Below are 13376 nucleotides of genomic sequence, written 5' to 3' on the forward strand. Positions count from 1 at the left end.
GGGAGGACTCTATAGTTGTATTATGTGGCATAGAGAAAGAATGTATCGGCGCATGCCCTGTAAAGACAGGATATACATAAATCAGCAGGTTTTAGGAACACTAGGAAAAAAAGGTGGGAGCGTTGTGAAAATAGCGATCATCGGAGCAGGACTTGCCGGCCTTTCGTGTGCCGTGGCATTGGAGAAACACGGCCATTCGGCTGATATTTTTGAGCAACGAAACGAAATAGGTTTAGGTTACGATATTGCAGAATTAATGACGCCTATTCTTCATGGACCCATCAATGATTCGGTGAAATTCTTTTCTGAAACCTATGATATCCACTTCAAGCCGGCCAGCAATGTACAGAAGATCTTTGTTCATTCTGAGAACGAATCTTCCTATGTTGAAGGAAATATCGGTTTTGTGAATATGAGAGGCAGGTATGAGGACTCTTACGAGAAACAACTGGCTCAACAGCTGGTGCATAGCCATATCCATTATGACAGCCATGCGAGTTATGAAAATATTTCCAAGGAATATACCCATGTAGTCGTAGCAACCGGTGATCCAAAGGATACGCAGCAGATCCAGCCCTTTGACATCGCTCTCCCTTCAGCTTTTGCGGGTGCCATCGTCAAAGGTGAGTTTGTCCGGAATGAGGTCCATACCTGGTTCAATAACGATTATGCTCCCCAAGGTATGGGCTACTTGATCCCTCACTCTAATACTCAAGCGACTCTTGTTATTGTCTTTCCGCAATATAAAGACGAGTGGCTGCATAAAAGAGGGGAGTTCTGGGAAGCTATGGTGAAGGAAGCCTCCCAGACGCTCGAGCAGAAACTAATCATGGAACACGAATTTACGATCAACGATTATATCGTAGGAAAATGCCACTATCCAAGAATCGGAAACACGTTCTTTGTCGGCAACTGTTTCGGAGCTATTACTCCTTTCCTGGGTTTTGGTCAGACAGGGTCCATTCTGACTGGTATTTACGCAGCGCAGGATATTTGCGGTCATGGGGATTATGAAAAATTATGTAAACCGCTCTTCAACGATTATGAAGATTCCCTTGTCCTCCGCAGGGGGATTGAAAGATTGAGCAATCATCAGCTGGATTTAGTGACGAAGTCTCTTCATAATCCATTGATAAGGAAGATTGTGACTCGCCCGAACATGGGTGTCTTGAAAGGGCTGAGCCACTTGCTGAAGCCTTTTATATCGAAATGAATGATAGATCTATGCGAAGGTTGATCCTGGAGGCTTCCTGACTTGACCATTCCTTAACAAAGCAGGGAAGGATCATCGACTTTCCAAATGGCTATTTCATGTAAGAAGAGGATAACGAAATAAGAGGGCGGTTCTCCATATAACCAAGGGGAATCGGCTTTTTTATTTGGGAGAGTTTGGGTATGCAAGATTCAGGTAATAGATGTCCAAAGGTGCCTGGGGCAACTATGGGCGTTTAAAAAGGGGGATATCATTTTGGAAAAGTGGAAGTTTCTCCTCTATTCGGTCATTGCTGGACTATTAGGTGTGATGGTTACGTATATGCTCAATGAATTTATCGTTGACTGGCCATCGTTTATAGGAATTTTTATTGGTATTTTCATCAGTCAGTTCGTCTTCATGTTGTGGCGGCATAAGAAGGACAAACACTCTTCCATCTAGTGTCAGGGTTTGGCATTTCCCTTCTCTTTAGAGTGCTGAAGTTGCTATACTTGAGACAACTCGTTTTAAGAAGGGAAGAGGCAGATGACTAAACAAACCATTGGTTTCATCGGTGCAGGTGTGATGGGGAAAAGCATGGCACGCAACTTGATGAAGGCTGGATATGATCTGAATGTGTTTACACGTACGAAAGGAAAGGCGGACGACCTGGTAGCAGAAGGAGCAAACTGGAAGGAAAGTGTGGCTCGCCTGTCTGAGCACTCTGATTTCATCATTACCATTGTTGGATACCCCTCCGATGTGGAGGAAGTTTATTTCGGTGGAGATGGGATCATAGAGAATGCGAAGCCGGGTTCGTATGTGATTGATATGACTACGTCCTCTCCTGATTTGGCACAGGAGATTGCTGAAAAAGCTGAAAAGGCTGGTATTCATGCGTATGATGCTCCTGTATCCGGCGGGGACGTTGGCGCAAGAAACGGGAAGCTCACGATCATGGTCGGTGGGAATCAGGAGTATTTTGACGAAGTCCTGCCCGTCTTTCAAGCGATGGGTGAAAATATCGTCCTCCAAGGCGAAGCGGGAGCAGGGCAGCATACGAAAATGAGCAACCAAATCGCGATTGCATCCGGGATGCTAGGTGTCTGTGAAGCTATTACATATGCAGAAAAAGCCGGTCTCGATCCGAAGAAAGTGTTGAGCAGCATTGAGTTCGGTGCTGCTGGAAGCTGGTCGTTATCCAATCTCGGTCCGAGGATGATTGACGGTAATTTTGATCCGGGATTTTATGTAAAGCACTTTATTAAGGATATGAAGATCGCCATTGATTCTGCGGAGAACATGCAGATTCCTGTTCCTGGATTGAAACTTGCGAAGCAGTTGTATGAGGAACTGAGTGAAGCAGGTGGAGATAATGATGGGACGCAGGCGTTATATAAGTACTATCAAATGATGATGCCAGTCTCATAGAAAAGAGTCCTTGAGGAGATTTATACTTCCAAGGACTCTTTTCATATGGGTACGATTGAAAGAGGTCCTGGTTTCCAAGTAGATAAACGACAGGGATGATTATTTAGGATTTCCTTGAATTTATCCAGCCTGACCTCACTCGTTAAAGAGCGGGATCATAAGAATTGGGCGTTTTATTCTTTATCATAAACATAAATGATTTCAGGGGTTTATTCTTGACCTAGAGTTAACTCTAGGCAATATACTTCACGTAAATCAATCACATTTGACTTGAATGTCTTTGATTTTTTGGCACAGAGGTTGCGTGCCGGTCAACACGAACTAAAAAAAGGAGATGTTCTTATGATGTTGAAGGAAACGTATAAGTTATCAAATGGAATCGAGATTCCTAAATTAGGTCTTGGAACATGGATGATTGACAATGAGGATGTCGCAAAGGCTGTGGTGGATGCTGTGGAAATCGGTTATCGTCATATTGATACAGCTCAGGCGTATCAGAATGAAAGTGGTGTCGGAGAAGGCATTCGCACTTGTGGTGTGGACAGGGAAGACTTGTTCATTACGACAAAACTGGCTGCGGAAGTCAAATCATATGACGAAGCCGTTTCAGCCATTGATCAATCCTTGGAGACGATGGGACTGGATTATGTGGATATGATGATCATTCACAGTCCACAACCATGGAAGGACTTCGGAGGTGAAGATCGTTACTTTGAAGGAAACCGTGAAGCATGGAAAGCTCTTGAAGAAGCGTACCAAGCAGGGAAAATACGTGCGATCGGTTTATCGAACTTCCAAAAAGAAGATGTTGAAAACATTCTTAGTGCTTGTATCGTCAAACCGATGGTCAATCAGATCCTCGCTCATATTAGCAATACACCGTTCGAATTGATTCAATATACGCAGGAGCAAGACATTCTCGTGGAAGCTTATTCACCGATCGCTCACGGAGAATTGTTAAAAAATGAAAAAGTGGTAGACCTTGCAGAAAAATACGGAGTTTCTGTACCTCAATTAAGCATTCGGTATGTCTTGCAGCTTGGACTTCTTCCACTTCCTAAAACAGCAAATCCGGAACATATGAAGAATAATGCAGATGTAGATTTCACCATTTCTGATGAGGACATGGATTTCCTGAAAAATATCGAAACCATCAAAGATTACGGTGAGGCGAGTGTCATGCCTGTATTCGGTGGGAAGTTGTAATAGTCTAAATCTGAAAGTTTCACTAAAAAACATCGATTTTGGAACAGCAAAAAGAGGCCGAGAAATCGGTCTCTTTTTATTTGAATATAATCCTGCCAGTTTCTTTAAAAAAAGACAGGCGCATCAGCACCTGTCTTCTAAACTATTTCACTTGTACGCTTTCATAAATTCGTTAGATAGCTTCCCATCGCTTCAGGAGACCGATTTCTATTTTTTACTCCTGAGAAGTATCAATTTTTTTCAGTTCCTTCGCAGGGACTCCTCCGACCATAACGTTCGATGGAACATCTTTCGTAACGACGGAGCCTGCAGCGATGATGGCTCCATCACCAATGGTCACATCCTGGAGCACGGTAACATTTGCACCGATCCAGACATTATTTCCGATTTTAATAGGAGCGGGGTGGAGCGTGCTGCGCTTCTCAGGATGGACGTCATGATTCAGCGTGGCCAATACGACATTATGTCCCACAAGCACTCCATCTCCTATGATAATCCCTCCTTGGTCTTGAAAGCGGCAGCCGGAATTGATGAAGACATTCTTCCCCACTTCGATGTTTTTGCCACAATCGCTGGAAAAGGGAGGGAACATGGCGAAACTGCTGTCGACGGGTTTTCCAATCAACTCGGAAAATAGCTCCCGAACTTTTTCAGGAGGATGATACTTCCCGTTCAGCTCAGCAGTTACTTTCAATGCTTCCTGTGAGACTTGGTGCATGACTTGATGGACCTCTGATCCACCTTCTACAGTCCTGCCTTTATTCAAATGGTCTAAAAATCCGTTGATGTCCATAGGAGTCCTCCTTCTTTCATTAATAAGATCATTACTCCCATTTTACCCCTTGGAGTGGACTCTAAGGCAACTGGTTACAGCTGACGAGAAAAAAGCCAACCTCTACATGATAAGATTGACTTTTTCCGTTTTTTATTTGCTTTTACAAATGGTCGTACCACTCGTCATCGACAGGTTCCATCCACTCGGTTTCTCCTGGTGTCATGGCTAAGTGGACAAACCAGCTTTCGTTTGTCGCCCCGTGCCAGTGTTTTACGTGGGCAGGAATATTCACCACATCGCCGGTTTCGAGGAACTGGGCCGGTTTTCCTTCTTCCTGGTACCAGCCTTGCCCGCCTGTAACCAATAAGACTTGCCCCACTGTATGCGAGTGCCAACTATTACGGGCTCTCGGAGCAAAGGTTACATTTCCTATAGCTGTATTGAGTGGCTTCTCATCTGTAAACACCATCTGCAAGTAAGCGTCACCGATGAAGTTATCTGATTCGACTTTCTGTCCCAGTGGAAAGATCGTGCTGTTCCGCAACTCTTCATTTGCCATGTTCTTAACCTCCCAATTCTTTTAATCAAGTTTTCAAGGAAAAGTATAGACCTTCGTGTACACTTTAAGGCAAGGGATAAAATGTAAAAGGAACATTCGGCCGTAACCTTGACTTAAAGTTAACTCTAAGTAGTAATGTATAGGTAGAAAACAAAAAGAACGGTTGCAGGAACATTTTTATAAAGTTGTCCTGTAAGTGAAAAAGACAATAAGGATGTGTAAACCATGGGGTATCGTATTGGAGAACTTTCAAAATTGATCGGTGTCAGTGAACATACGTTAAGATATTACGAAAAAGAGGGGTTAGTTGTACCTGATCGTGACAAGAACAATGTCCGTAATTATTCCGAACATAATAAATTATGGGCAGAGTTTATCCTGCACATGAAAGAAACAGGCATGTCTATGGAAGACCTGAAGAACTATACGAAATTGTGGGAATCAGGAGAAGAAGGTACTGTGGCAATGATTGATATCCTGACCAACCATAGAGATAAAGTGAAAAAGCAGATAGAGATCTACAAGAAAAACCTGGATCTATTAAATAAAAAAATTGATTTTTATCAAAGCAGTCTAGAGGAAAACCGGTCTGCGAATTTGTATGAAACGTTTGTCGACAGAAAAGGAACGGATGAAGAACTAAAATAGTTTAAAGGAGTCCGTTACGGAACAGAGGTAAATCAAAAGATATAGAGGAAAATAATACCTTGCGGGCAATATTATAAAAAGCGACCGACTAACGGTCGCTTTATTTTTTGTATTGAAGGATTTTCAGAATGGACTCATAACAGGTCGTCCGGTAATAGTCATGCAGTAGATCGTCATCTCTCATCAGCCATTGAATCAAACTTCCGTCAATCATACAGCGGATACTGATCGCTGTTTGTTCCACATCATCGACTTCAAAGATTTCTTCTTCCAATCCTTGATGGATGATCTCTCGGCCGATGGACCAGCAGTTTTCGTAGAATTTTTGATTGATCTCTTTATACGAATCGTTATTTTTCACTTGGGATAAAAAGTCCAGGTAGACACGATAGAAATTTTTATTTTCTTCTGGACTGATGAACACGCGGTCGATGTATGCTTCAAGTTTCCCAATTGCCGTTTCCTGTTCACCAACGGATGCGGCTTCTTTTTCATAGATGCGGGTTGTGATCCATTCAAACAATTGCGTGAAAACATCGGATTTATTTTTAAAGTAGTAGTTCGTGACTCCTTTGCTGACATCGGCATAATTGGCGATATCCTGCAGGGTGACGGATTCATAGCCTTTTTCGGTTGCGGCTTGGAAGGCAGCTTTTAATATCTGTTTGCGTCTCTGTTCTGCTTTTTTTGCCATTTTCTAATATAACCTCCATTGGATGCTCTGTTTATTATACAAGAAAAGGAGAGGATATTCGAATCTTTTATACTGACCGGTCAAAATAAATTGACCGGTCAGTATAAAATGGTCTATGATAGATTTATAATCTAGTTAAATGAGGAAGCAGAAAGGGGAAATGTTCGAATGACAAAAGAATTCCATGCACTTGTCGTGAACAAAACAGAGGAAGATTTTTCAGTGAATGTGGAATCGTTGACTTTGGAAGATCTGCCGGAAGGGGATGTGACGATTCACGTCCACTATTCCAGCGTCAACTATAAAGATGGGTTGGCAAGTATTCCGAATGGCAAAATCGTTCAGTCCTATCCTTTCGTTCCGGGGATCGACCTTGCCGGGACCGTTGTCTCGTCCGAGGATGACCGTTATCAGGAAGGTGACGAAGTGATCGTGACGAGCTATGAATTAGGCGTTTCCCACTATGGTGGATACAGTGAATATGCACGTGTCCCTGGCGATTGGGTCGTCCCTTTGCCGGAGAATATGACGTTGAAAGAAGCGATGGCTTTCGGTACAGCAGGCTTCACAGCAGCGCTATCTGTCCACCGTCTTGAAGAAAGCGGCATAACGCCGGAAGACGGAACGATTCTTGTGACCGGAGCTACCGGCGGTGTCGGAAGTATGGCTGTTTCCATGCTTGCCAAACGCGGGTACCATGTGACGGCTAGTACAGGAAAAGAATCGGAGCATGAATATCTGAAAACGTTGGGCGCACAAGAGATCATTTCCCGGGAAGAAGTCACCCCTGAGAAAATCCGCCCGATCGGTAAGCAGAAGTGGGCTGGTGTGGTCGATCCCGTGGGAGGTAAAACACTGGCCTCTGTTCTGAGCAACACGAAATATGGCGGTGCCGTTGCTGTGAGTGGCTTGACTGCAGGTGTGGAAGTGCCGACAACGGTGTTCCCATTCATCCTAAGAGGAGTGAATCTGCTCGGCATCGATTCTGTTTATTGTCCGAAAGAATTGAGAGAGAAACTATGGACGCGGATGGCTACGGATTTGAAGCCGGATGATTTAGGAGAAATTGAAAAGGAAGTTTCACTAAAAGAACTTCCTGATACCCTGGCTGATATTTTACAAGGAAAAGTAAGAGGAAGAACGGTTGTGAACCTCCTTTCCTAAATGGGTGTGCCCGTCCCCTTTTAGCTCATAAACAAATCATGCAGAAAGCGTAACCTCTAAAAAGGTTGCGCTTTTTTCATACATCTTGAGTATTTTGAAAGCGTTTGAAATAATTGAGAGGTACATAACTTAATCGATGACCTATTGATGAAAGGGTGCGTATCTATGAATGCTCAACAGAACAGTAAGGCATTTTCCAACAAAGAACGAGCGGTATCATTTTTGGTGCAAGTGGCAGGTGGAGAGGTAAGGGAAGCGTATGAAAGGTATGTCAATTCTGATTTTTCCCATCACAATCCTTACTTCCAAGGTGATAAAGATTCTCTGATGAGCGCAATGGAAGAGGACGACGCCAAAAATCCTCGTAAGACGCTTGAAGTCCATCGTGCGATCGAAGAAAAAGATATGGTCGTCGTTCATTCTCATATTAAACAACAGCAGGAAGATACAGGAGTAGCCGTAGTCCATATCATGCGCTTTGAAGCAGGGACAATCGTGGAGTTGTGGGACATCGGGCAGCCGCTGCCGGAGGACTCACCGAATGAAAATGGTGCTTTCTAGTCTCAGAGCTCATTGGAATGGAATGTGTTTCAAGGACTGAGCCGAAAAAGTGAAGGTGGAACAAATGGAAAAATTACAATGGATCGATCATGAGCTGAAAGTGAAACATGCTTCAGAAGAAGTATCTTTGCTCCCAAAAGAATATCAGTTGCTGCAGTATTTATGGGAGCGGCCGTTTCAAGTATTTTCAAGAGAGGACCTTCTTGATGCGGTGTGGTCGATGGAAAATCCGACAGACCGCACCGTGGATGACCATATCTATCGGCTCCGGAAAAAGCTGACACCGCTCGCTTCTATCTTGAACATTGCTACAGTAAGGGGAAAAGGATACCTGCTAAAAGTGGATGAGGAAGTTCACAAAAGCCCACTCACGCAGGACCAGGAAGTTGCTTCCAGTGCGAAAGTGCTTTTTCATAAGTACCATCTTTATGGGCAGGGAAAAGCATTGAAGGTGCTGGAGGAGAACCAGGATATCTTCGGTTTTGAACTCGATGTTGAAAATCAGTGTTACCTCCACTTCATGAAGGGGGATTTTCAGTGGTTTCTGAGGAATGAACGTGCGTTTTGGGATCGCTGTTATTATTTATTGCATATCTATTCGTACATTCAACCCGATCAAGAGAAAAGTCTGGATTATTTCACAAGGGCATTAGAGGAAGAGAAACTCCCCGAATTCCACAGGACAGAAATACGATTGTTGAACCGGTTGAGTCTCTTGATCTTTACAAAAAGGATTCAAGAAGCAGAACACCAGCTCAGCGCTTCAAAGGATGAGATCGAACATCGAGGGCTGCAGAATATGTATCCTTTCATTCTATTAACCGAACTTTATTTAGTATTTTTAAAAAACGAAAAATCGTCCATAGAGGAAAAGATGAAGGAAGTGAGGGAGATGCTGGAAAAGTATCCTTACTCTCGGGAACAAGCAACGTTTGTCATTTTAACAGGACTCCAATGCTTTTGGAATCAGGAAGAAACCGAAGCAGATCGTTTTTTTCAAAAAGGATTCAAGCTGTTCAAGGAAGCGAAGTATATCCCAGGTTTACTGATCAGCTTGAACGTCATCCTCTTTTTCATCAAAGAATTCCGGCCGGAGAGCCGTTTACTTTTTACATACCAAGAGATGTGGCAGGAACTCGCAGATGAATACAGATTTTCTGATTTGAAAACGCGCATTGAACACCAATTGGATGTTCATTTGAGAAAAAATAATAATCTCTGATATTCTTCTGATATTTCTCCGTTATCCTTTTTGCAAGAACGACGGGGAGGTATGAAAGATGAAACAGAAACACTCCATTTGGAAAAACAGGAACTTTGTTACGTTTTTTTCAGCGAACGCACTTTCTAATTTGGGAAATTGGTTTGACTTCGTAGCGGTATTGATTTTATTTCGATACACGTGGCAGGCGGATCCTTTACTGATTGCTTTGATCCCAGTGATGTACGCCGTTCCCAGCATATTGCTCGGACAGTTCGCTGGTGTTTTTGCCGATCGTCGGGATAAGCTGAAAATCCTGGTCTATTCCGATTGGATGAGAGGGATACTGACATTGGTGCTCGTTTTTACTCCTTTTCCATTTCTCGCTCTTGCTTTGATTTTCCTAAGGAATACGGCGGGGGCCATCAGTTTACCTGCCCAGCAGGGGTTGTTGAGAAGGATCGTGGATGAAGAGGCCATCATGAAGGCGGTAACGATAAACGGAAGCCTGTTTCAACTCGTGAAAGTGGTAGGGCCGTTAATTGGTGGCTCCTTGACTGCCGCTTCCTCACCATCTTTTTCAATCGCGATCAATGGTGCTTCTTTTCTTCTTTCAGGAGTCATTCTTCTGTTCATTCGTCCCAATAAAGAGGAGGCAAAAGAAAAGCTAGAATTTCCAGGTGGAACCGTTGGATTCTGGACATCGTGGAAGGAAGGTTGGAGCTATGTATTGACCAGTCGGATTCTGACGGCCAGCCTCTTATACGGAATCGTCACTACTTTGACGATTCAGATGATTGATGCGCAGTTCGTCACCCTGTTCAGTGAGGTCTTTCCTGAAAGAGCAGAGCTCACCGGATGGGTTATTTCAGCCATCGGGATTGGGTCGTTGCTCGTTGTCCTTGGTTTGAATCGATTGGATGAAATTAAGAAATACGGATGGTTTTTCGGCACAGGAAGCCTTCTTATCGGTATCATGACTGGGGGATTCGGTTTTCTTAACACCTCTACCATACTATTTGTAGTCATCGGTCTTGGGCTCCTGGGTGGAATCGGCAATGGCCTCGCCTTTACTGCCGTCAATTATCTGATTCAAAAAGAGCCTCCTAAAGAAGCGATTGGGAGGGTATCCGGCATCGTGGACTCTACCTTGAGTTTATTGTTCATCATCGGTCCGCTTCTGGGAGGCCTGCTCATTCACCAGTTTGGTGTAACGACGGCATTTAAAATCATTGGTATTGGTTTAATAGGTATTGGTTGCGTGGGGATTGTCTTCCAGAATCTCATTTGGAAACGGGTCAACCCTGAAGAGGATGAATTTGCAAAGAACAATGAGGTTCAAGCGAATTCCAATGCTTAATTAACAGATGGAGGGACTTTCCTAATTGGGATCTCCCTCTTTTTTATCAAATAGTATTGTCTTAGACAGAATCGTTTGAAATAATTAAAAAGAATAACAAGGCTTGTCAGAGCGTTCGTCTTTAAATAGGATCTCGTAGTGAATTTTGAAAGGGGATACATACCTTGAATACAAAATACTTAGACTTACTTGCTCAAAAATACGACAGCGAAGAAAAAGTCGTCACGGAAATTATCAATCTGAAAGCGATCCTTAACCTGCCGAAAGGAACGGAGCATTTCGTCAGTGATCTTCATGGGGAATACCAGGCGTTCCAGCACGTATTGAGAAATGGATCAGGGAGAGTCAAAGAAAAAATCAGGGATCTTTTTGAAGAGGAGATGGCTGGGAAGGAACTGGACGAATTCGCGACACTCGTTTTCTACCCGGAAGAAAAAATCAAACGGATCAAGAACGGTTTTGATAATAATGAAGAGTTGGAAATGTGGTACACGCACACGATCGACCGGATGATCAAACTCATTTCCTATGCTTCTTCCAAGTACACACGTTCCAAGCTGCGTAAGGCCCTGCCGACGCAATTCGTTTATATCATAGAAGAACTGCTCTACAAGACGGATGATGTAACAAATAAAGAATCGTACTATAAGAAAATCGTTCAACAGATCATTTCTCTCGGTCAGGCGGACAAGCTGATCAGTGGTCTTGCTTACGCTACACAAAAATTAGTAGTAGACCACCTACATGTTGTCGGCGATATTTACGACCGGGGACCCGAGCCGGATAAAATCATGGAAACACTCATCCATTACCCATCGGTTGATATCCAGTGGGGCAACCACGATGTGTTATGGATCGGTGCTTTTGCCGGATCGAAAGTGTGTCTGGCTAACATCCTCCGCATCTGCGCCCGCTATAACAATCTGGAAATCATTGAGGATGCGTACGGCATTAACTTGAGGCCGCTCCTCAATCTCGCGGAGAAATATTACGGCGATCATGCGGCGTTCAGACCTAAAATCCATACCGATGATAAACCATCGGAACATGAGCAGCTACAGATTACGAAAATGCATCAGGCCATCGCGATGATCCAGTTCAAGCTTGAGAGTTCGATTATTAAAAGGCGCCCGTATTTCCACATGTCTGAGCGCCTGCTGCTTGAAAAAGTGGACTATGACCGGGAGGAAATCACTCTCCACGACAAGAGGTATCCGCTTGAAAATCCTTGTTTCTCAACCATTGACCCCGAAGACCCGAACCGTCTCCTGGAGGAAGAAGAACAGGTCATCGAGAAGCTGTTGTTTTCTATCCAGCATTCAGAAAAGCTTGCCAGACACATGAAGTTCCTTGTGAAAAAGGGAAGCCTGTATTTGAAATACAATGGCAACCTGCTGATTCACGGGTGCATCCCGGTCGATGAAGAAGGAAATATGGAAAAAATGACGATTGAAGACAAATCCTATGCCGGACGTGAGCTTCTCGATATATTTGAGCATTACCTGCGTCATTCGTTCGCCAATCCAAAAGAAACCGATGACCTAGCGACCGATATGGTCTGGTATTTATGGACAGGGCAGTACTCATCCTTGTTCGGAAAAAGGGAAATGACGACGTTCGAGCGCTACTTCATCGCTGATAAAACGACACACAAAGAGAGAAAAAATCCTTACTATTATCTGAGGGAAGATGAAGATGTCTGCCGGAAGATCCTTGCAGAATTCGAGCTCAATCCTGACCAGGGCCATATCATCAACGGCCACACGCCTGTCAAAGAGATTGAAGGGGAAGATCCGATCAAAGCAGGCGGGAAGATGGTCGTGATTGATGGAGGTTTCTCGAAAGCCTATCAATCGACCACAGGCATTGCCGGATATACGCTGCTGTATAATTCCTTCGGCATGCAGCTGGTCGCCCATAAACGCTTCAACTCAAAGGAAGAAGTGCTGCGGGATGGAACGGATGTATTATCTGTGAAGCGATTGGTAGATAAAGAGCTTGAGAGGAAGAAGGTTCTGGAGACGAACGTCGGGGAAGAACTGTTGCAGGAGATCTATATTTTGAACAGTTTGATGGAATATAAATATATGAAGTAAGAGAATGTGAAAAGGACGATGGCTCATGAAGAGCCATCGTCCTTTTTTAGGTTTTTATTTTTGTCAGGCTTCCGTCCATGCGTTTTGATAAACATGGACAATTCATCAAGGGTTTACCACTTAATGCTGCAGCCGACAATGATCAAAAGAATGAACAATACCACAATCAAAACAAAATTGTTTCGACGTGGACGGCAGTGGTACATAGGCGCAGACGGCATGTGAGGCATATTTGCCCCCATATACGGTGCGTTTACGTTAGCGCCCATCGTGTACGGAGCATTAACATTTTCCATGTGAAAACATCCCTTTCCTTTTGTTTCTTTGTCACTATATTGTACTCGCCTAACAGAAAGTTGAGCCCGTCAACCTTAAAAATGGGTGCATGTCACGGGTGTACCAAAGAGGTGTTCTTCCAAATGATTTCTTCAAAATCGACTCCAAATAAGCGCTCATTCAGTTTAGGACAGCTGAAAAATCACAAGGCGG

The 13376-nt window shown here is 43.8% G+C and carries 14 protein-coding genes; 10 read left to right on the plus strand and 4 right to left on the minus strand.

Annotation, left to right across the window (positions count from 1 at the left end; all coding sequences use genetic code 11):
• Positions 1-124: 124 nt before the first annotated feature.
• The 4 genes from VKA52_RS18830 (at position 125) to VKA52_RS18845 (ending at position 3829) form a co-directional block, all read left to right on the plus strand.
• Positions 125-1213, plus strand: coding sequence for an NAD(P)-binding protein (locus VKA52_RS18830; protein WP_326316828.1), 1089 nt, complete (start codon positions 125-127; stop codon positions 1211-1213).
• A 255-nt stretch (positions 1214-1468) separates the two neighbouring features.
• On the plus strand, positions 1469-1654 hold the full coding sequence (locus VKA52_RS18835) for a hypothetical protein (protein ID WP_326316829.1): 186 nt from the start codon (positions 1469-1471) through the stop codon (positions 1652-1654).
• 84 nt (positions 1655-1738) lie between these two features.
• Positions 1739-2623 carry an NAD(P)-dependent oxidoreductase gene (locus VKA52_RS18840; RefSeq protein ID WP_326316830.1) on the plus strand — a complete coding sequence of 295 codons (885 nt, stop codon included), beginning with the start codon at positions 1739-1741 and terminating at the stop codon, positions 2621-2623.
• Positions 2624-2965: 342 nt separating this feature from the next.
• Positions 2966-3829 carry an aldo/keto reductase gene (locus VKA52_RS18845; protein WP_326316831.1) on the plus strand — a complete coding sequence of 288 codons (864 nt, stop codon included), beginning with the start codon at positions 2966-2968 and terminating at the stop codon, positions 3827-3829.
• Between the two features lie 214 nt (positions 3830-4043).
• Here VKA52_RS18845 and VKA52_RS18850 read toward each other — a convergent pair whose 3' ends face one another.
• Entirely contained in the window at positions 4044-4622 is a 579-nt protein-coding gene (locus VKA52_RS18850) for a DapH/DapD/GlmU-related protein (RefSeq protein ID WP_160912443.1), read from the minus strand.
• 142 nt (positions 4623-4764) lie between these two features.
• Positions 4765-5163: a cupin domain-containing protein gene (locus VKA52_RS18855; protein ID WP_160912445.1), complete on the minus strand. Its 399-nt coding sequence runs from the start codon at positions 5161-5163 to the stop codon at positions 4765-4767.
• Between the two features lie 225 nt (positions 5164-5388).
• Between VKA52_RS18855 and VKA52_RS18860 the strand changes: the two genes are divergently transcribed.
• On the plus strand, positions 5389-5811 hold the full coding sequence (locus VKA52_RS18860; RefSeq protein ID WP_160912447.1) for a MerR family transcriptional regulator: 423 nt from the start codon (positions 5389-5391) through the stop codon (positions 5809-5811).
• Positions 5812-5911: 100 nt separating this feature from the next.
• Here the strand turns inward: VKA52_RS18860 and VKA52_RS18865 are convergent, their stop codons facing one another.
• On the minus strand, positions 5912-6505 hold the full coding sequence (locus VKA52_RS18865) for a TetR/AcrR family transcriptional regulator (RefSeq protein ID WP_326316832.1): 594 nt from the start codon (positions 6503-6505) through the stop codon (positions 5912-5914).
• Positions 6506-6673: 168 nt separating this feature from the next.
• Between VKA52_RS18865 and VKA52_RS18870 the strand changes: the two genes are divergently transcribed.
• The 5 genes from VKA52_RS18870 (at position 6674) to VKA52_RS18890 (ending at position 12887) form a co-directional block, all read left to right on the plus strand.
• Complete coding sequence (locus VKA52_RS18870) at positions 6674-7669, plus strand: NADPH:quinone oxidoreductase family protein (RefSeq protein ID WP_326316833.1); 996 nt, start codon at positions 6674-6676, stop codon at positions 7667-7669.
• 165 nt (positions 7670-7834) lie between these two features.
• The gene (locus VKA52_RS18875; RefSeq protein ID WP_326316834.1) at positions 7835-8230 is read left to right on the plus strand and encodes a nuclear transport factor 2 family protein; all 396 of its coding nucleotides are present in this window, start codon (positions 7835-7837) and stop codon (positions 8228-8230) included.
• 64 nt (positions 8231-8294) lie between these two features.
• Positions 8295-9452, plus strand: coding sequence for a winged helix-turn-helix domain-containing protein (locus VKA52_RS18880; protein ID WP_326316835.1), 1158 nt, complete (start codon positions 8295-8297; stop codon positions 9450-9452).
• 58 nt (positions 9453-9510) lie between these two features.
• Complete coding sequence (locus VKA52_RS18885; RefSeq protein WP_326316836.1) at positions 9511-10791, plus strand: MFS transporter; 1281 nt, start codon at positions 9511-9513, stop codon at positions 10789-10791.
• A gap of 164 nt (positions 10792-10955) precedes the next feature.
• Positions 10956-12887, plus strand: coding sequence for a fructose-1,6-bisphosphatase (locus VKA52_RS18890; RefSeq protein WP_326316837.1), 1932 nt, complete (start codon positions 10956-10958; stop codon positions 12885-12887).
• 113 nt (positions 12888-13000) lie between these two features.
• Here the strand turns inward: VKA52_RS18890 and VKA52_RS18895 are convergent, their stop codons facing one another.
• On the minus strand, positions 13001-13183 hold the full coding sequence (locus VKA52_RS18895; RefSeq protein ID WP_089650981.1) for a YjcZ family sporulation protein: 183 nt from the start codon (positions 13181-13183) through the stop codon (positions 13001-13003).
• Positions 13184-13376 lie beyond the last annotated feature (193 nt).

It is taken from the genome of Halobacillus sp. HZG1 (genome assembly GCF_035818575.1).
GTDB lineage: Bacteria > Bacillota > Bacilli > Bacillales > Halobacillaceae > Halobacillus > Halobacillus litoralis.

Excerpts from the sequence above, each read along its gene's own strand:
- VKA52_RS18840 (WP_326316830.1), top strand. The coding sequence starts at position 1,739 with ATGACTAAACAAACCATTGGTTTCATCGGTGCAGGTGTGATGGGGAAA.
- VKA52_RS18845 (WP_326316831.1), top strand. The coding sequence starts at position 2,966 with ATGATGTTGAAGGAAACGTATAAGTTATCAAATGGAATCGAGATTCCT.
- VKA52_RS18850 (WP_160912443.1), bottom strand. The coding sequence starts at position 4,622 with ATGGACATCAACGGATTTTTAGACCATTTGAATAAAGGCAGGACTGTA.
- VKA52_RS18855 (WP_160912445.1), bottom strand. The coding sequence starts at position 5,163 with ATGGCAAATGAAGAGTTGCGGAACAGCACGATCTTTCCACTGGGACAG.
- VKA52_RS18860 (WP_160912447.1), top strand. The coding sequence starts at position 5,389 with ATGGGGTATCGTATTGGAGAACTTTCAAAATTGATCGGTGTCAGTGAA.
- VKA52_RS18865 (WP_326316832.1), bottom strand. The coding sequence starts at position 6,505 with ATGGCAAAAAAAGCAGAACAGAGACGCAAACAGATATTAAAAGCTGCC.
- VKA52_RS18870 (WP_326316833.1), top strand. The coding sequence starts at position 6,674 with ATGACAAAAGAATTCCATGCACTTGTCGTGAACAAAACAGAGGAAGAT.
- VKA52_RS18875 (WP_326316834.1), top strand. The coding sequence starts at position 7,835 with ATGAATGCTCAACAGAACAGTAAGGCATTTTCCAACAAAGAACGAGCG.
- VKA52_RS18880 (WP_326316835.1), top strand. The coding sequence starts at position 8,295 with ATGGAAAAATTACAATGGATCGATCATGAGCTGAAAGTGAAACATGCT.
- VKA52_RS18885 (WP_326316836.1), top strand. The coding sequence starts at position 9,511 with ATGAAACAGAAACACTCCATTTGGAAAAACAGGAACTTTGTTACGTTT.
- VKA52_RS18895 (WP_089650981.1), bottom strand. The coding sequence starts at position 13,183 with ATGGAAAATGTTAATGCTCCGTACACGATGGGCGCTAACGTAAACGCA.